This is a genomic window from Streptomyces sp. TRM70350 (assembly GCF_019219825.1).
GTDB lineage: Bacteria > Actinomycetota > Actinomycetes > Streptomycetales > Streptomycetaceae > Streptomyces.
The window spans coordinates 23,337-41,447 of record NZ_JAHUXH010000014.1 but is presented as its reverse complement, the minus strand read 5'-3'; the positions used below and the strand labels follow the sequence as shown (position 1 = coordinate 41,447).

General features: G+C 68.7%; 17 protein-coding genes and 1 tRNA gene. 10 read left to right on the top strand and 8 right to left on the bottom strand.

Going from position 1 to position 18,111, the window contains the following annotated elements:
- The first annotated feature begins 529 nt into the window (after positions 1-529).
- The 3 genes from KWI83_RS21645 (at position 530) to KWI83_RS38845 (ending at position 3,270) form a co-directional block, all read left to right on the top strand.
- On the top strand, positions 530-1,375 hold the full coding sequence (locus KWI83_RS21645; protein ID WP_308122127.1) for a hypothetical protein: 846 nt from the start codon (positions 530-532) through the stop codon (positions 1,373-1,375).
- Between the two features lie 41 nt (positions 1,376-1,416).
- Positions 1,417-1,974, top strand: coding sequence for a hypothetical protein (locus tag KWI83_RS38850; RefSeq protein WP_256362623.1), 558 nt, complete (start codon positions 1,417-1,419; stop codon positions 1,972-1,974).
- 114 nt (positions 1,975-2,088) lie between these two features.
- Complete coding sequence (locus KWI83_RS38845) at positions 2,089-3,270, top strand: hypothetical protein (protein ID WP_256362622.1); 1,182 nt, start codon at positions 2,089-2,091, stop codon at positions 3,268-3,270.
- Positions 3,271-3,356: 86 nt separating this feature from the next.
- On the opposite strand, the gene KWI83_RS21635 is transcribed toward KWI83_RS38845, so the two are convergent.
- Positions 3,357-3,440: transfer RNA gene (locus tag KWI83_RS21635), tRNA-Leu, on the bottom strand.
- A 480-nt stretch (positions 3,441-3,920) separates the two neighbouring features.
- Between KWI83_RS21635 and KWI83_RS21630 the strand changes: the two genes are divergently transcribed.
- The 6 genes from KWI83_RS21630 (at position 3,921) to pknB (ending at position 12,109) form a co-directional block, all read left to right on the top strand.
- Positions 3,921-4,799, top strand: a complete 879-nt coding sequence (locus KWI83_RS21630) for a DUF3662 and FHA domain-containing protein (RefSeq protein WP_218516029.1) — start codon at positions 3,921-3,923, stop codon at positions 4,797-4,799.
- Between the two features lie 10 nt (positions 4,800-4,809).
- Positions 4,810-5,319, top strand: coding sequence for an FHA domain-containing protein (locus tag KWI83_RS21625; protein WP_218516028.1), 510 nt, complete (start codon positions 4,810-4,812; stop codon positions 5,317-5,319).
- Positions 5,320-5,444: 125 nt separating this feature from the next.
- A complete protein-coding gene (locus KWI83_RS21620; protein ID WP_218516144.1) occupies positions 5,445-6,992 on the top strand; it encodes a Stp1/IreP family PP2C-type Ser/Thr phosphatase in 1,548 nt (515 codons plus the stop codon).
- Positions 6,993-7,019: 27 nt separating this feature from the next.
- The gene (locus KWI83_RS21615; RefSeq protein ID WP_218516027.1) at positions 7,020-8,459 is read left to right on the top strand and encodes an FtsW/RodA/SpoVE family cell cycle protein; all 1,440 of its coding nucleotides are present in this window, start codon (positions 7,020-7,022) and stop codon (positions 8,457-8,459) included.
- Positions 8,456-9,928, top strand: coding sequence for a penicillin-binding protein 2 (locus KWI83_RS21610; protein WP_218516026.1), 1,473 nt, complete (start codon positions 8,456-8,458; stop codon positions 9,926-9,928). Before KWI83_RS21615 ends, KWI83_RS21610 begins: the two co-directional genes overlap by 4 nt.
- 171 nt (positions 9,929-10,099) lie before the next feature.
- The gene (pknB, locus tag KWI83_RS21605) at positions 10,100-12,109 is read left to right on the top strand and encodes a Stk1 family PASTA domain-containing Ser/Thr kinase (RefSeq protein ID WP_218516025.1); all 2,010 of its coding nucleotides are present in this window, start codon (positions 10,100-10,102) and stop codon (positions 12,107-12,109) included.
- A 67-nt stretch (positions 12,110-12,176) separates the two neighbouring features.
- On the opposite strand, the gene KWI83_RS21600 is transcribed toward pknB, so the two are convergent.
- Genes KWI83_RS21600 through KWI83_RS21575 form a run of 6 tightly spaced genes read right to left on the bottom strand, consistent with a single transcriptional unit; the run spans position 12,177 to position 16,450 of the window.
- A complete protein-coding gene (locus tag KWI83_RS21600) occupies positions 12,177-12,929 on the bottom strand; it encodes a class E sortase (RefSeq protein WP_218516024.1) in 753 nt (250 codons plus the stop codon).
- A gap of 13 nt (positions 12,930-12,942) precedes the next feature.
- On the bottom strand, positions 12,943-14,109 hold the full coding sequence (locus KWI83_RS21595) for a class E sortase (protein WP_218516023.1): 1,167 nt from the start codon (positions 14,107-14,109) through the stop codon (positions 12,943-12,945).
- On the bottom strand, positions 14,106-14,744 hold the full coding sequence (locus KWI83_RS21590; RefSeq protein ID WP_218516022.1) for an aminodeoxychorismate/anthranilate synthase component II: 639 nt from the start codon (positions 14,742-14,744) through the stop codon (positions 14,106-14,108). Before KWI83_RS21590 ends, KWI83_RS21595 begins: the two co-directional genes overlap by 4 nt.
- Positions 14,741-14,902 (bottom strand): hypothetical protein, encoded by a 162-nt coding sequence (locus tag KWI83_RS21585; protein ID WP_218516021.1) that lies wholly within the window; start codon positions 14,900-14,902, stop codon positions 14,741-14,743. Before KWI83_RS21585 ends, KWI83_RS21590 begins: the two co-directional genes overlap by 4 nt.
- Before the next feature lie 54 nt (positions 14,903-14,956).
- On the bottom strand, positions 14,957-15,649 hold the full coding sequence (locus KWI83_RS21580) for a class E sortase (protein ID WP_218516020.1): 693 nt from the start codon (positions 15,647-15,649) through the stop codon (positions 14,957-14,959).
- Between the two features lie 21 nt (positions 15,650-15,670).
- A complete protein-coding gene (locus KWI83_RS21575) occupies positions 15,671-16,450 on the bottom strand; it encodes a DUF881 domain-containing protein (RefSeq protein WP_218516019.1) in 780 nt (259 codons plus the stop codon).
- Between the two features lie 138 nt (positions 16,451-16,588).
- Here KWI83_RS21575 and crgA point away from each other — a divergent pair, with 138 nt between their 5' ends.
- On the top strand, positions 16,589-16,843 hold the full coding sequence (gene crgA / locus KWI83_RS21570) for a cell division protein CrgA (RefSeq protein WP_218516018.1): 255 nt from the start codon (positions 16,589-16,591) through the stop codon (positions 16,841-16,843).
- 302 nt (positions 16,844-17,145) lie between these two features.
- On the opposite strand, the gene KWI83_RS21565 is transcribed toward crgA, so the two are convergent.
- Positions 17,146-18,030, bottom strand: coding sequence for a rhomboid family intramembrane serine protease (locus KWI83_RS21565; RefSeq protein ID WP_218516017.1), 885 nt, complete (start codon positions 18,028-18,030; stop codon positions 17,146-17,148).
- Positions 18,031-18,111 lie beyond the last annotated feature (81 nt).

The following is an 18,111-nucleotide window of genomic DNA, read 5'->3' as shown; positions in this document are numbered from 1 at the left end:
TTTCCCCAGGCCCCCTCTTATCCCCTCTGGGCTACCTGTCCACCCCTTTGCCCTGTGTGCTGACTCCCGTCGGACGGACTGCCCCCACATATCCGCCCTCAGGTTGTCGGCTCGCGCGGCGAGCTTGTGCAGACGACCGTCGGTAAGGCCGAGGGACATGTGCATGTGCACGTGGGCTGCCACGTCCTATGCCTGAGATGTCACCACGTACGCCACTGGAACGCCAGGACACGCAGGTGTAACCGAACGGACTCAACGAGCCGTCTCATCGCGGTGCAGGACAGTGCCTCTTACCTGTCCACCTTACCCATCAGGCACAGTTTGGACCGGGGCAGACATACCCGAGCAAGCAAGGCTCCACCATGCTCAGGCGATCACCTATCCCCTCCTGGTAGGCCCAGGTAAGGGTAAGGACATGAGCGCCACATATCCAGTTACCCAATAAAAAATTCTGGGACAGCGCATTGATTCCTATCGACCGTCCGGCTCCCCCGCGGGGTGGAGCCGCGTCGGCGACGAAGTGCGCCGTGTGGTCCGTCTCGCCGACCCGCTCCTGCCCTACAAGGCACGTGAACTGCTCACCGCACTCACGCAGTTGGCGATCTTTTGCGACGGAGAGGGTCTGCCCGCAAAGGCCGAGGTGTGGCTCTCCCGCGAGGCGATCGAGCGGTTCATCGCGGTCGGCTGTCCCCAGGTGGGCGAGAGCACGCGGGGCAACTACCGCACCAGGCTCCTTCGTCTGCGCGAAGTCGTCCTGGGCGGCGAGTGCCGGACCGGGAAACCCGCCAAGCTGTCGGCCTCCGTTGCCAACAGCCCTTACAGCAGGACCGAACTCGCGGATCTGTGGGGCTGGGCCAGCGGGCAGCCCACGGAGGAGCTTCGCTGGGGCTGCAAGACCCTCATGGAACTCGGGCTCGGCGTCGGCCTCGATTCACCGGAGGTCATCCCGCTGCGCGTCCACGACGTCCGCAGAACCTCCAGCGGCAGCGGTTCAGTTGTCGTGGCCACTCGCGGACCCCGGAAACGGGAGATCCTCTGCCGCCGTCCCTGGGAAGGCGTCCTGGCGACCGCTGCCGACCGTATCGACACCACAGGCACCGCCCGGTACATGTTCCGTCCCAACTGCGGCAGCCGCGGCACCAACACCGTCACGAACTTCCTGGCGCGCACCCAGCCGAGCCCGAACGTTCCTCGCCTGGTGATGGGTCGCCTCAGGTCCACCTGGCTGGTCGAGCTCCTCGAAGAACGGCTCCCCATCACCGTCATCGTGGCGGCTGCCGGCGTCGACACCCTCCACAGCCTCTCACGCATCCTCCCGTACTTGAACCCCGTCCCCGCCGACGAAGCGGCCCGCTTGCTGCGAGGCGGCCAATGACGACCTCCCACAGGCTGCCCAGCGACCGCCACGAACGCCTGATGGCAATGCGCGCGGAGCGCAGATACATCGACGACGCCGACATCGAGGCAGCAGTCGAGGAGGTGGACAACAGCGAACTCGTTCCGCTGCTCAAGGAGTTCGTCCACCTCCCTCGAGGCCGACACCGCACCCTGCACCGCAGAAGCCTCCTCATCGGCCTGTACCTCTGCACTCAGGACACCGGCGGAAAGATCGTCCTGGAACGGGTCACCGACATCCTGTACTTCCGCATCTCCCCGCGGCTGCGCGAACTGCTGGACATCCCCGAGTACGCAGACACCGACCACGGTTTCGAAGCGGCCTACGCAGTCGTCCGCCGGCTCTTCCACGCGATGAAGGACGCGATGAACCCGTCCCCGCTGCCGCCCAACGGACACCTCTCACGCACCGAGGCCCACGACCTGGCCGCGGCGGCGGACATCGACGACCTGGCGGAGCGCGAGCGCCGTCTTGCCCTGTTCACCGAGTTCGTGCTGGACGCCTCCGTACGCCCTCTCCACAGCCTGCTGACGGAGCTGGCGGAAGTCTCCCTGGGCGTGGATGCCACCCCGGTCTGAGCATTCTCCCGCGGCCGCCGCACAAACGGGCCGGAGCTCGCCACGGACCCGGACGCCGGCTGGTACGTACGCGAAGGCGACCACAGGGACCCCGACGCACCGGTCTCCGACTCCATGCGCCCATCGCCCCCGCCCGCCAAGAAGGGCAACACCCAGGCCTCTCAGGACAAGAAGACGACCTCGCTCAAGAAGAAGTACCTCTTCGGCTACGACGCCCACCTCATCGTGACCCGCGACGCCGAACACGACGCCGTACTCCTCGACGACGGCACCCCCAACCCCGAAGTCCTCCCAGCCCTCGTCCTCGGCGTCGCCCTCGACAAGCCCGGTCACCGCCCCGCGTACAACGGCCTGAAGATCCTCAACCGACTCCGGGAGCGTGGATACAAACCCGGCTACCTTGCCGGCGACCGCGCCTACAACAACTCCGAGCCCGACGAGTGGCAGCTCCCCGTCCGGGCCATGGGATACAAGCCCGTCTACGACTACCGCGCGGATCAGCTCGGCAAGCAGGCCGGAACGCACGGCGCGATCCTCGTCGAGGGCCGCTGGTACTGCCCCTCCATGCCCGAGCCCCTGATCAACGCCACCATCGACCTGCACGCCGACCGCATCGACCGGGAGACGTGGATCAAGCTGATCGCCGCTCGTCGCGGCTACCGCATCATGCCGAAGGAGAACGCCGACGCCGACGGTTACCAGCGAATGATGTGCCCCGCCGAGGCAGGCAAGGCCCAGTGCCCCCTCAAGCCCTACACCATGGGTCGCGGCATCCACCTGCCCCTCATCGACCCGGAACCCAGCCGGCCGGTCCACTCAAGGTCTGCCGCCAGCGCACGATCACCGTCAGCCCCGAAGCCGGCGCCAAGCAGTGGCAGGCCCTGGACTACGGCAGCCCGGAATGGCAGAAGGTCTACTTCCGGCTCCGCAACAGCGTCGAGGGCTACAACGGCTACGCCAAGAACCCTCTCGCCGAGGGCATCGAATCCGCGGGCTCCCGCCGTACCCGCGGCATCGCGGCACAAACGATCCTGCTCGCCTTCCAGCTGGCCCACGCGAACCGCCGTAAGATCAAGAAGTGGCTGGACACACTGTCGCTCGGCGGCGAGCGCCCACGCCGACGCACCCACCACCGCCGCCCCATCAGAGAACCGAGGAGCTGGACCCCGACCGGCCACCTCGCACCAGCGGCATAGATCAATCCGATCTCGGCACGGCAGCACGACAAAGACAGGCCCCACCCGTGAGATAGCTCACGCGTCGGGGCCTGCCGTATGCCCTGGCCAGGCTGTGTGATGCCTCACAACGTCATGGAAACGAGAAACGGGCCCCTGCCGTGACTTCCGTCACCTGCAGAGACCCGTTCCGTCGGTTTCTCTCTGTGCGCGAGGGGGGAGTTGAACCCCCACGCCCTTGCGGGCACTGGAACCTGAATCCAGCGCGTCTGCCTATTCCGCCACCCGCGCATTGGGTGTGTCTCCGGCCCGGCCCCTTGGGGCTGGCGCCTTCCGACACGCAGAACATTAGCACGCTGGACCGGGTGGGTTCACATCCCTTGTCCCGGGCAGGGAGCCCCCCGCAGCCAGCCCCCGCAGCCCCTGCAGCCAAGCCCCCACAGCCCCCAGCACCCCAGCCCCTCGCACCGGCACACCGGCCGACCAAGGGGCCCGCGCACGTATCAACCTCGTACCGGTCCGGCCCATCTGCCCAGGAGCCGGACCGAGTCCACAGCCCGGTGCGGGACACTTGTTTGCGACCCCCTCTACGATCCATGCCAGACGTTCGATGGGGAGCGCCGAAGGGAACTTCGTCAGGCGTCGACACCCGTCGACACCCGTGGACCGGGCTGACAGGGGGAACCAGCCGATTAACCGGCGCGTGGATACGATCAGTAAGCAGTACCGGGTAGGCAGTACACAGGACGGCAACACCGGAGGAGGTGCCCCATGGGAGTCCTGAAGAAGTTCGAGCAGCGCCTCGAAGGTCTGGTCAACGGCACCTTCGCCAAGGTGTTCAAGTCCGAGGTGCAGCCCGTGGAGATCGCGGGAGCGCTCCAGCGCGAGTGCGACAACAACGCCACCATCTGGAACCGCGACCGGACGGTCGTCCCCAACGACTTCATCGTGGAGCTGAGCGCCCCGGACTTCGAGCGCCTCAGCCCCTACTCCGGCCAGCTCGGCGACGAGCTCGCCGGCATGGTCCGCGACTACGCCAAGCAGCAGCGCTACACCTTCATGGGCCCGATCAAGGTCCACCTGGAGAAGGCCGACGACCTGGACACCGGCCTGTACCGGGTGCGCAGCCGTACGCTCGCCTCCTCCAGCAGCCAGCAGGCCCCCGCCGCCCCCGCGGCCGGTGGCGCCCGCCCCGCCGCCGGCGGTTACGGCTACCCGCCCCCGGGCGCCCCCGCGCAGCCCGCCGGCGCTCCCCCCATGCCCGCCGCGCCCCCGCCCGGCGCCCGCCCCGGCGGCTACGGCTATCCGCCGCCGGCCCAGCCCGCCGCCCCGCGTCCCGGCGCCGCGCCCGGCGCCGCCGCCGGTTCCCGCACCAGGTACTGGATCGAGATCAACGGCACCCGCCACCAGATCTCCCGCCCGACGCTCGTGCTGGGCCGCAGCACCGACGCCGACGTGCGGATCGACGACCCCGGCGTGTCCCGCCGGCACTGTGAGATCCGGACCGGAACGCCCTCGACGATCCAGGATCTCGGGTCCACCAACGGCATCGTGGTGGACGGGCAGCACACCACCCGCGCTACGCTCCGCGACGGCTCGCGGATCGTCGTGGGCAGCACCACCGTTATCTATAGGCAAGCCGAAGGGTGATCCGGGGGCAATGTCAGAGCTGACCCTCACGGTCATGCGGCTGGGTTTCCTGGCCGTACTGTGGCTGTTCGTGATCGTGGCCGTGCAGGTCATCCGCAGCGATCTGTTCGGTACGCGCGTCACCCAGCGCGGGTCCCGACGGGACGCGGGCCGGGCGCAGCAGGCCCAGCGCCAGGCGCCCCCGCAGCAGCGCCAGCAGCCGGCCGGCGGCCGGGCGCGCCGCAACGCCCCCACCAAACTGGTGGTGACCGAGGGCACACTCACCGGCACCACCGTCGCGCTGCAGTCCCAGACCATCACCCTGGGCCGGGCGCACGACAGCACGATCGTGCTGGACGACGACTACGCCTCCAGCCGGCATGCCAGGATCTACCCGGACCGGGACGGCCAGTGGATCGTCGAGGACCTCGGGTCCACCAATGGCACCTATCTCGACCGGACCCGCCTCACGACCCCCACGCCGATTCCGCTGGGTGCACCGATCCGCATCGGCAAGACCGTCATCGAGCTGCGGAAGTAGTGCTACATCATGAATAGGCGCGAGCGGAGCGAGCACGCAGCGGCGGTCCACCCCCGGGGCCCCGGCGCGCTCCCGACCGGAGGGTGGGCAGTGTGGCTCGACACGATCGGCTGTACCCGGAGCCGATGGGCGAGGTGCGCATGAGTCTGTCACTGCGCTTCGCCGCCGGTTCGCACAAAGGCATGATCCGCGAGGGCAACGAGGACTCCGGATACGCCGGTCCGCGCCTGCTCGCCATCGCCGACGGCATGGGCGGCGCCGCCGCCGGGGAGGTCGCCTCCTCCGAGGCGATCTCCACCATCGTCCAGCTCGACGACGACATCCCCGGCTCCGACGTCCTCACCTCGCTCGGTGCCGCCGTCCAGCGCGCCAACGACCAGCTGCGCCAGATGGTCGAGGACGACCCCTCGCTGGAGGGCATGGGCACCACCCTCACCGCCCTGCTGTGGACCGGCCAGCGGCTCGGCCTCGTCCACGTCGGCGACTCGCGCGCGTACCTGCTGCGCGACGGCGTCCTCACGCAGATCACCCAGGACCACACCTGGGTGCAGCGCCTGGTCGACGAGGGCCGGATCACCGAGGAAGAGGCCACCACCCACCCGCAGCGCTCCCTGCTGATGCGCGCCCTCGGCAGCGGCGACCACGTCGAGCCCGACCTGTCGATCCGCGAGGTCCGGGCCGGCGACCGCTATCTGATCTGCTCCGACGGGCTGTCCGGAGTCGTCTCCCACCAGACGATGGAGGAGACCCTCGCCAGCTACCAGGGCCCCCAGGAGACCGTGCAGCAGCTGATCGAGCTGGCGCTGCGCGGCGGCGGCCCCGACAACATCACCGTCATCGTCGCCGACGTCCTCGACCTCGACACCGGCGACACCCTCGCCGGGCAGCTGTCCGACACCCCGGTCGTGGTCGGCGCGGTCGCCGAGAACCAGCACCACCTGCACGACAACGGCATCATGCAGACCCCCGCCGGCCGCGCCGCGGGCCTCGGCCGCCAGGTGCCCGGACAGGGCGGCGGAGGCGAGTTCGGCCCGCCCGGCTCCGGCGACACCACCGGCTACGTCCCGGCGGACGGCTTCGGCGGCTACAGCGACGAGGACTTCGTCAAGCCGCGGCCCCGGCGCCGCTGGCTGAAGAGATCCGTCTACGGCATCCTCGCGCTGGCCGTCATCGGCGGCGGCCTGTACGGCGGCTACCGCTGGACGCAGACCCAGTACTACGTCGGCACCAACGGCGAGCACGTCGCGCTGTACCGGGGCATCAGCCAGGACCTGGCCTGGGTGTCGCTGTCGGAGGTCGAGAAGGACCACCCCGAGATCGAACTCAAGTACCTGCCGCCGTACCAGCAGAAGCTGGTCGAGGCCACGATCGCCGAGGGCGGGCTGAAGAACGCCCAGGCGAAGATCGACGAGCTGGCCGTGCAGGCCTCCGCGTGCAAGAAGGAGGCCGAGCGGCGCGCCGCCGAGAGCGAGAACAACGCGCAGACCGGCCAGGGCGAGGCCGGCGGTACCACGGGAACCAGCCGCACCTCCTTCACGTCCAAGGCCACGCCGACCCCGTCGGCCACCGGATCCCCGTCCCCGACCCAGTCCGCGACCGCGCCCACTCCCAGCCCCGGCCCCAGCCTCTCGGAGGAAGAGCAGAAGGTCGTCTCGCTGTGCGGTAAGCAGTAGGCAAGCCGTGAGAGGCCCCGTCACACGATGAGCAGTACTACCAACCCGTCGACGCAGCACACGTCCACGATCGGCTCGATCGGCACGCCGAGCCGGCGCAACACCGAGCTCGGGCTTTTGGTGTTCGCCGTCGTCATCCCGGTCTTCGCCTACGCCAACGTCGGCCTCGCCATCAACGACGAGGTGCCCGCCGGCCTGCTGAGCTACGGCCTCGGCCTCGGTCTGCTGGCCGGCGTCGGCCATCTGGTCGTCCGCAAGTTCGCGCCGTACGCCGACCCGCTGCTGCTGCCGCTGGCCACCCTGCTCAACGGCCTCGGCCTGGTCGCCATCTGGCGGCTGGACCAGTCCGAGCTGCTGCAGTCCATCGGCCAGGCCGGCACCGCCGCCCCACGCCAGCTGCTGTACACGGCGATGGGCATCGCGCTGTTCATCGTGGTGCTGATCTTCCTCAAGGACCACCGCGCCCTGCAGCGCTACACGTACATCTCGATGGTCGGCGCGCTGTTCCTGCTGCTGCTGCCGCTGGTGCCCGGCCTCGGCCAGAACATCTACGGCGCCAGGATCTGGATCTCGGTCGCCGGATTCTCCATCCAGCCCGGTGAGTTCGCGAAGATCGTGCTGGCGGTGTTCTTCGCCGGCTACCTGATGGTCAAGCGGGACGCGCTCGCCCTGGCCAGCCGCCGCTTCATGGGCCTGTACCTGCCGCGCGGCCGCGACCTCGGCCCGATCCTCGTGGTCTGGGCGATGTCGATCCTGATCCTCGTCTTCGAGACCGACCTCGGCACGTCGCTGCTGTTCTTCGGAATGTTCGTCATCATGCTGTACGTCGCCACCGAGCGGACCAGCTGGATCGTCTTCGGTCTGCTGATGTCCGCGGTCGGCGCCGTCGGCGTGGCCTCCTTCGAACCGCACATCCAGCAGCGCGTCGACGCCTGGCTCGACCCGATGCGCGAGTACACGCTCTCCCGCCAGGGCGTCGGCGGCCACTCCGAGCAGGCCATGCAGGCGCTGTGGGCGTTCGGCTCCGGCGGCACCCTCGGCACCGGCTGGGGCCAGGGCCACTCCGAGCTGATCCGGTTCGCCGCCAACTCCGACTTCATCCTCGCCACCTTCGGCGAGGAGCTGGGCCTGGCCGGTGTGATGGCGCTGCTGCTGCTGTACGCCCTGATCGTGGAGCGCGGCGTGCGCACCGCCCTCGCCGCCCGCGACCCCTTCGGCAAGCTGCTCGCCATCGGCCTGTCCGGCGCCTTCGCCCTCCAGGTGTTCGTCGTCGCCGGCGGTGTGATGGGGCTCATCCCGCTGACCGGTATGACGATGCCGTTCCTGGCCTACGGCGGTTCCTCCGTGATCGCCAACTGGGCCCTGATCGGCATCCTGCTGAGAATCAGCGACACCGCGCGCCGCCCGGCGCCGTCCCCCGCCCCCAACCCCGACGCCGAGATGACCCAGGTGGTCCGCCCGTCATGAACAAGCCCCTGCGCCGGATCGCGATCTTCTGCGGCCTGCTCGTGCTGACGCTGCTGATCCGCGACAACTGGCTCCAGTACGTCCGGGCGGACGAGCTGGCCACCGACACCAACAACCGCCGCGTGGCCATCGAGCGGTACGCCACCCCGCGCGGCGACATCATCGTCGACGGCAAGGCCATCACCGGCTCCAAGCAGGCGGCCAGCGGCGACTTCGAGTACGTCCGCACCTACAAGGACGGCCCCATGTGGGCGCCCGTCACCGGCTACGCCTCCCAGGCCTTCGGCACCAACCAGCTGGAGAACCTGGAGGACGGCATCCTCACCGGCAACGACGACCGGCTGTTCTTCCGCAACACCCTCGACATGCTCACCGGCAAGAAGAAGGCGGGCGGCAACGTCGTCACCACCCTCAACGCGGCCGCGCAGAAGGCGGCGTACGAGGGCCTGGCCAAGCGCGGCAAGGGCGCGGTGGTGGCCCTCGACCCGCAGACCGGCGCGATCCTGGCGCTGGCCTCCTACCCGTCGTACGACCCCTCGACGATCGCCGGATACTCCGACGACGACCAGAAGGCCTGGAACAAGCTCCAGAAGAAGGCCAACCCCGACGACCCGATGCTCAACCGGGCGCTGCGCGAGACCTACCCGCCGGGCTCGACCTTCAAGGTGGTCACCGCGGCGGCGGCCCTGGAGCACGGCCTGTACACGGACGCCGACTCGCCCACCAAGACGCCGCTGCCGTGGACCATGCCGGGCACCACCACCGTGCTGAAGAACGAGGGGACCATCCCCTGCAAGAACGCCACCCTCAGGGTCGCCCTGCAGTGGTCCTGCAACACGGTCTTCGGCAAGGTCGGCTCGGACCTGGGCAACGACAAGATGCTTCAGACGGCGAAGCAGTTCGGCTTCACCGAGGAGCAGTTCACTCCGGTCCGCGCCAACGCGTCCGTGTTCTCCGACGACATGGCCCCCTCCGAGGTGGCGCTGTCCTCGATCGGCCAGTTCAACACCGCCGCGACCCCGCTGCAGATGGCCATGGTCGCCTCCGCGGTCGCCAACGACGGCACGCTGATGAAGCCGTACATGGTCGACAAGCTCCAGGCGTCCAACGTCGACACCATCGAGCAGACCGAGCCCGAGGAGCTCAGCAAGCCGCTGTCCTCGGACAACGCCCAGATCCTGCAGTCGATGATGGAGACGGTCGTCGAGAAGGGCACGGGAACCAACGCGAAGATCCCCGGCGTCACCGTGGGCGGCAAGACCGGTACCGCCCAGCACGGCGTCGACAACAGCGAGAAGCCGTACGCCTGGTTCATCTCCTACGCCAAGCTGGACGACGGCAGCTCGCCGGTCGCCGTGGCCGTGGTGGTCGAGGACGAGGAGGCGGACCGTGGCGACATCTCCGGCGGCGGCCTCGCGGCGCCCATCGCGAAGAGCGTGATGGAGGCGGTCATCGAGAGCAAGCAGTGAGAGCCCCGTCACATCGTCTTCACAACGACGCACGTTGCGATACCGGTCCTGTATCGGCTGACGGGCTTGGCCAGGTCACACATTGCGAGCCGGGTACGGTAGGCCCGGACGGCAGTCTCCGGCCGCACGACATGCCGGTCGGGACCGACGGAGAGGGCTGGTAGGTAGCTTATGGAAGAGCCGCGTCGCCTCGGCGGCCGGTACGAGCTGGGTCAGGTGCTCGGCCGTGGTGGCATGGCGGAGGTCTACCTCGCGCATGACACCCGCCTCGGCCGCACCGTGGCGGTGAAGACGCTGCGCGCGGACCTCGCGCGCGACCCGTCGTTCCAGGCCCGCTTCCGCCGGGAGGCCCAGTCGGCCGCCTCGCTCAACCACCCCGCGATCGTGGCGGTCTACGACACGGGCGAGGACTACATCGACGGGGTCTCGATCCCGTACATCGTCATGGAGTACGTCGACGGCTCCACGCTCCGTGAGCTGCTGCACTCCGGCCGCAAACTCCTGCCCGAGCGCGCGATGGAAATGACCATCGGCATCCTCCAGGGCCTGGAGTACGCCCACCGCAACGGCATCGTCCACCGCGACATCAAGCCGGCCAACGTCATGCTGACGCGGGGCGGCCAGGTCAAGGTGATGGACTTCGGCATCGCCCGCGCCATGGGCGACGCCGGGATGACGATGACGCAGACGGCGGCCGTCATCGGCACCGCCCAGTACCTCTCGCCGGAGCAGGCCAAGGGCGAGCAGGTCGACGCGCGCAGTGACCTGTACTCCACCGGCTGCCTGCTGTACGAACTGCTGACGGTCCGCCCGCCCTTCGTGGGCGACTCCCCCGTCGCGGTCGCCTACCAGCACGTACGGGAGGAGGCGCAGCCCCCGTCCGTCTTCGACCCCGAGATCACGCCGGAGATGGACGCGATCGTCCTGAGGGCGCTGGTCAAGGACCCGAACTACCGCTACCAGTCGGCCGACGAGATGCGCGCCGACATCGAGGCCTGCCTCGACGGCCAGCCGGTCGCGGCCACGGCGGCGATGGGCTCCGTGGGCTACGGCGGCTACCCCGACGACCAGCCGACGACGGCCCTGCGCTCCGACGGCCACGCACCCGCGACGACCCTGCTTCCCCCGGCCAACCCGGACGACGGCGGCTTCGGCTACGACGACCGCCCGGACCGGCGCCGCCAGAGGAAGTCCAACACCTCGACGATCCTGCTGGTCGTGGCCGCGATCCTGGTCCTCGTCGGCGCGATCCTGATCGGGCGGTGGGCGTTCGGCGGGGACGGTGTGAGCAACGACACGGTGCCGGTTCCCAACCTCGTCGGCCAGACCGAGGCCGATGCCAGAAAGCTGCTGGAGAACAGCGATCTGCAGGTCGGAACGGTCACGCAGAAGCCCTGCGAGGAGGAGAAGAAGGGCAACATCTGCTCGCAGGACCCGCAGCCCAAGACCGAGGTCGACAAGAACACCACCGTCAACCTCGTGGTGTCGACGGGTGCGCCGAAGGTGGCTGTTCCCAACGTCATCGGTCAGAGCGTGGACGACGCCACCTCGACACTCGAGGGCGACGACTACGAGTTCAAGGTGAAGACCGAGACGCGCGAGTCCTCGGACGACCCGGGCACCGTCCTCGAACAGAACCCGGTCTCCGGCAGGGAGGTCGAGAAGGGCTCCACGATCACCCTGATCATCGCCAAGGCCGAGGAGAAGGCGACCGTCCCGAACGTCGTCGGCCAGACCTGTGAGGACGCCCAGAAGCAGATGCAGGACAACGACCTCACGGGCACCTGCGTCGAGACGCCGACCACCGACCCCAACCAGGACGGCAAGGTCGTCGAGACCACACCGCCGGTCGGCTCTCAGGTCGACAAGAACTCGACGGTGACCATGAAGGTCGGCAAGCTGCAGCAGAAGACCAAGGTCCCGAACGTCGTCGGACGAACGGTGGGAGAGGCCAGGCAGATCCTGAACGGGGCCGGCTTCACCAACATCCAGTTCGAAGGCGGCAGCGACCAGAGCGACGGGGCGCGTGTCATCGCGCAGAACCCGCCGGGGGACCAGGAGGTCGACGACCCCGCGGGTACGCAGATCACACTGCGCACCGTGAACTTCGGCAACGGCGACAACGGCGGCAACGGCGGCAACGGCAACGGCGGGGTCATCGGCGGCTTCGACTCCGACTGACCGCCCGGCGTACGACTGAGCCCCGGCTCCCTTCTCAGGGTGCCGGGGCTCTCGTCGTGGTACTGGCTCAGCCGAGCTCCTTCGGCGGCGTCCGCTCCCCGTCCACCTTCTCGACCCGCTCCAGCTCGCCCCACACCACGTACCGGTAGCGGCTGGTGAAGACCGGCGTGCAGGTGGTCAGGGTGATGTACTTGCCCGCCTTCGTGCGGCCGGACTCCTTGGGGATCGCGTCGAGGACCTTGACGTTGTACTTCGAGGTCTCGGGAAGGATGGCGTAGACCTTGTAGACGTACCACTTGTCCTTCGTCTCGAAGACGATCGGGTCGCCCTTCTTCAGCTTGTGGATGTCGTGGAACTTCGCGCCGTGGCCGTCGCGGTGCGCGGCGAGCGAGAAGTTGCCGTTCTTGCCGCTGGTGGGGAGGGTCGCCTTGACGGGGTCGGTGTAGTAGCCCGCGACGCCGTCGTTGAGGAGCTCCGTCGACGTGCCCTTCTTGATCAGGATCTCGTCCTTGTTCATCGCGGGCACGTGCAGGAAGCCGATGCCGTCCTTGGTGTCCAGCGCGCCGGGGCCACCGGAGGACTCCGAAGTGGCCCAGTTGTCGCGGACCTTGTCGCCCTCCTGGTGCGCCTTGCGGTCGGCGAGGACGTTCGTCCACCACAGCGAGTAGACGACGAACAGGCCGAGCACGAGGCCCGCGGTGATGAGGAGTTCACCGAAGAAACTGACCGCCATGGCGATCGGGCCGGGTCCGCGGCGCCGCCGCTCGGGCGCCTCGGGGGCGGCGTCGGTGTGCTCTTCACGATCGGTGGTCGCTGCCACGTGTCATCTGCCCTTAACTGACGAGCGCATCCGGCTTGCCCTTGCTGCGCGGCCGTTCCTCGACCATCTTGCCCCAGACGATCATCCGGTACTTGCTGGTGAACTCCGGCGTGCACGTCGTCAGGGTGATGTACCGGCCGGGCTCGGTGAACCCCGACCCCTTGGGGATCGGGTCGAGGACGCTCACGTTGCTCGGCGAGGTCACCGGCAGGATCGACGCCATGTCGTAGACGTAGTACATGTCCTGCGTCTCGACGACGATCGGATCGCCGGGCTGGAGTCTGTTGATGTACCGGAACGGCTCGCCGTGCGTGTTGCGGTGGCCGGCGAGCCCGAAGTTGCCGGTCTTGGCGTCGGGCATCGCCGTCTTCAGCGCGCCCTCGGCGTAGTGGCCTACCATGCCCCGGTCGAGCACCTTGTCGTTGTCGATGCCCTCGGCGATCGGCACCACCACGTCCAGCTTGGGGATGTGCAGCAGCGCGAAGCCCTGCCCGGGCTGGAAGACGCCGGGGTTGCGCTTGCCGCTCGCCCAGTCGTCCTGGAGCTGGCTGGCCTCGTTACCGGCCTGCGCGTGCGCACGGACGTTCGTCCACCACAGCTGGTAGGTGACGAAGAGGAGCATCAGCACGCCGGTGGTGATGAACACCTCACCGATCAGCCGGCTGGCGACGACCGCGGGGCTGGGCTTGCGGGCCCGTGCGAGCCTGCGGGCCTCGACACGGGAGAGCGGGCGGCGCTGGTCGTCGTCCTTCGACGGCTCCGTGGGCGGACCGGCGTGTGCGCCGTGGTCTGCGTGGCCTGCGTGGCCTGCGTGGCGCCGGTGGCGGCGCTTGGCGGCCTTTCTGCGGGCCGCGCGGCCACCCGGGGTGGTCCCGGTGGTCATGGTGGGCGGGATGGCTGCAGAGCCCGCTGTGACCGTTGCAGTTCCTGTGGCCGCCGAGGCACCCGCCGACCTGGACTCACCCGGCGGATCCGGTATCCGCAGGGCCATCGTCTCCTCGTCCACCGGGGCCGCGCCGAGCGGCACCTCGCCCACCGGCGTGTCGTACGGCTGCCGCCCGTACCAGTCCCCGAGCGCACCCGACACCTCGTACGGCTGCTGCCCGTACGAGGAGCCCTGGTCACCGGCGTCGCCGTACGCGGCCGCGCCGGACTCGCGCTCGGGGCGCAGCGCGGTCACGCCGTGGCCCTGCCCACCACCGGGGCGAGCCCCGCCGACCTCGCCACCGCGCCCTCGTCCCCGCACTCCACGAGCCAGTTGGCCAGCATCCGGTGACCGTGCTCGGTCAGCACCGACTCGGGATGGAACTGCACGCCCTCGACGGGGAGTTCACGGTGCCGCAGGCCCATGATGATGCCGTCGTGGGTGCGCGCGGTGACCTCCAGCTCGGCCGGCACGGTGGGCGGCTCGGCGGCCAGCGAGTGGTAGCGGGTCGCCGTGAACGGCGAGGGCAGGCCCGCGAAGACGCCCTTGCCCTCGTGCTCGACCAGCGAGGTCTTGCCGTGCAGCAGCTCCGGCGCACGGTCCACGACACCGCCGTACGCCACCTGCATCGACTGCATGCCCAGGCAGACGCCGAAGACGGGCACCCCGGTGGCGGCGCAGTGCCGGACCATGTCGATGCAGACGCCGGCCTGCTCGGGAGCGCCGGGGCCGGGCGACAGCAGCACGCCGTCGAAGCCGTCGTTGGCATGCGCCGTCGACACCTCGTCGTTGCGCACCACCTCGCACTCGGCGCCCAGCTGGTACAGGTACTGGACCAGGTTGAAGACGAAGCTGTCGTAGTTGTCGACAACGAGAATGCGCGCGCTCACTGGTTGTCCACCGTCACATCGTTGAAGGGAAGCAGCGGTTCGGCCCATGGGAAGACGTACTGGAACAGGACGTAGACCACGGCCAGGATCAGTGCCAGTGAGATCAGCGCCTTGACCCACGCGTTCCCCGGCAGATGCCGCCAGATCCAGCCGTACATGCCGTCCCTTCCGTCGCACCACGGCACCAGAAACTCACGCCGTACTGCACCAGACTAACGGCGCAGGGCGGCTGGTTTCCCGGCCTCCACAGGCTGTGTGGAATCCAGATGCGCCCAGACAATGAGGCGGTGGCTGTGGCCCCACTCCGGTTCGCAGGTGGTCAGGGTGAGATAACGGCCCGGACGCGTGTACCCGGACTTACGTGGCAGCGGGTCGATCACCTCGATGTCCGTCGGCACGGTTGTGTACGGCCCCTTGCCGATCCGGTACGTGAACCAGGTCGTCCCGTCCGTCAGCACCACCGCGTCACCGGGCCGCAGCCGCGGGAAGTCCTTGAAGGGATCGCCGTAGGTGCGCCGGTGCCCGGCGACGGAGAAGTTGCCCTTCTGCCCGAGCTGCGCGGTACCGGTGTAGTGGCCGAGGCCCTTCTTCAGGGTGCCGGTGTCGGTGCCTTCGAGGACGGGCTTGTTCCACGTGAAACCAAGACGCGGGATGTACATGATCGCGAAGGGCCTGCCGTTCTCGTACGGCGCCGGCTTCGGGGGCGCGGCCGAGGCGCCCGGGTCTGCCGTGCCCGTCGGGCGTACGCCGCCTCGGGCCCACTGCTGCTGGAGCAGGTCGATCTGGTCGTCCATGACGGTGTCGGCCTGCACGCCGGTCCAGAAGAGCACGTAGACGACGAAGAGCACGATCACGGTGCCGACGGTGATGCACAGTTCGCTGACGGTCCTGACGACTAGGCGCACCGGCGGCTCCTGGGAAGGCGCTCACTGCACGGGCTGGGCGTACCGCAGATTCACTGTGCCCGAGTAGCCGGGCAGAGTCACCGTCCCGTTCTCCTCGACTTTCCAGCCGAGCCCGTAGACGTTGACGTACACCATGTAGTTCTGGATCGCCGGGGAGGCGGTGAGCGCCTGCTGGAGCTTCTCGGGGTCACCCACCGCGGTGATCTTGTACGGCGGTGAGTAGACGCGTCCCTGGAGGATCAGGGTGTTGCCCACGCAGCGCACGGCGCTGGTGGAGATCAGCCGCTGGTCCATGACCTTGATGCCCTGGGCGCCGCCCTGCCAGAGGGCGTTCACCACGGCCTGGAGGTCCTGCTGGTGGATGACCAGGTAGTCGGGCTGGGGCTCGGGATAGCCCGGGAGCTTGGCGGTGGCGTTCGGCGGGGCGTCGTTCAGGGTCACCGTGATCGCCTCGCCGGTGAGCTTCTGCGTCCCGGCCTTCTCCTCCAGGGCGGCGAGCTTGTCGTCCTCCGCCTTGGTGCTGCCGTCGTCCCGCTCGGCCAGGGATTCGACGTCCTCGCGCAGGGCGGCGTTGGCCTCCTCCAGCTCGCCGTTGCTGCGGCTGCGCTCGTGGATCAGGTCCGAGAGCTTCAGCAAGGACGCGTCCGTGCGGATATTCGTGCCCTTGGCCGTGTGGAAACTGGTGAAGAAAATGAGGCCCGCGAGAGCGAAGACGCCCACCGTGAGCAGCCGCACGGGCCGGAAGGCCCACCGGCGGTCCGCGCTGGATTCCGTCCCGGTGGAGTCGGCAGAATTGCTCAACGTACCCTTATCTCCTTCGGCGCCACGGAAGCACTACGCTAACGGACGCCCGGGGGAGCGCTCAGTGTCCCCTACGCTGCCCCGAGCCCGACCCAGTTCCCTGCGCGGCCACGCAGCGCATCGACAGGAGAGACCCTCGTGCCGAAGTCACGTATCCGCAAGAAGGCCGACTACACGCCGCCGCCGTCGAAGCAGGCGACCAGCATCAAGCTGAGCAACCGCGCCTGGGTCGCACCGGTCATGCTCGCCCTCTTCCTCATCGGTCTGGCCTGGATCGTCGTCTTCTATGTGACCAACAGTTCGTTGCCCATCGAATCGCTGGGCAACTGGAACATCGTGGTCGGTTTCGGCTTCATCGCCGCCGGGTTCGCCGTCTCCACGCAGTGGAAGTAGCCGGTCGAAGGACAGGCCACCGGGCGGTGAACACAGCTCTGCCCATGGCTATCCGCTGAGTTATCCACAGCCCGGGGAGAATTTCCACACCTGACCTGGGGAAAAGACGACGATCTGTGGATAACCCATCGGGCGTTGACGCCGGTACGACCGTCACACGATCCCCCGAGAACGTGTTCGCCCCCTGCCTGACCTGCGGAAACGTGGGTCGGCGGCAGGGGGCACAGGTGTTCCCGCACAGCGTGCACAAGATCCGCCACACGCTGTGGACAACCGTCGAGCTCAGTGGATAACCCCTCGGCTCAGCTGAGCTGGGCCGTTCGCAGCAGCGTCACACCGACTACCACGGCCAGCATCAGCGCGCAGACGCCGTACTGCACCAGGGCCCGCCGCTCACGCGGGGCGTGCACCATGGCGTAGCCGATCACCAGACCGGCGACGAGGCCGCCTATGTGGGCCTGCCAGGAGATGTTGCTCCACGTGAACGTGAAGATCAGGTTGATCGCCAGCAGGATGACGACCGGCCGCATGTCGTAGTTGAGCCGGCGCATGAGGACGGCGGTCGCGCCGAACAGCCCGAAGATCGCGCCGGAGGCACCGAGGGTGGCTGTGGTCGGCGACCCCAGCAGATAGGCCAGTGCGCTGCCCGCCAGACCGGAGATGAAATAGAGCGCCAGGTAGCGGGCCCGGCCGAGGGCCGCTTCCAGGGGGCCGCCGAGCCACCACAGGCCGAGCATGTTGAAGGCGATGTGCCAGACGGCCTCGTGCGTGAACATCGAGGTGACCAGGCGATACCACTCGCCCTCCGCGACGCCCTCCGTCGGCCCCCACGGCGCCGGCGGCCACGCGCCGACCAGCACCAGGCTGTTCAGCACCGACGGGCGGATCTGGACGAGGAGGAACACCGCGAGGTTGATCCCGACCAGGATCTTGGTGAGCAGCCTGGGGTCGGCGACGACCGTGCCGCCCGCGATGGTGCGGGGGCGGGAGGCGCCCGGCGCGTGGCCGGTGCCGACGGCGCCGCGGACGCATTCGGGGCACTGGAAGCCGACCGAGGCACTGACCATGCACTCGGGGCAGATCGGGCGCTCACAGCGGGTGCAGCGCACGCCGGTCTCGCGGCCCGGGTGGCGATAGCAGACCGGCGCGCTCTGCGCGTCCTGCTGGCTGCCCTGCGCCTGGTCCATGAGGTCCCCTCAGTCGTCGTGGCACTGCTACGCCCCGCTCATATTTACGGACGAGCGGGGCGCTTGGTTCCCCGGCAGGTC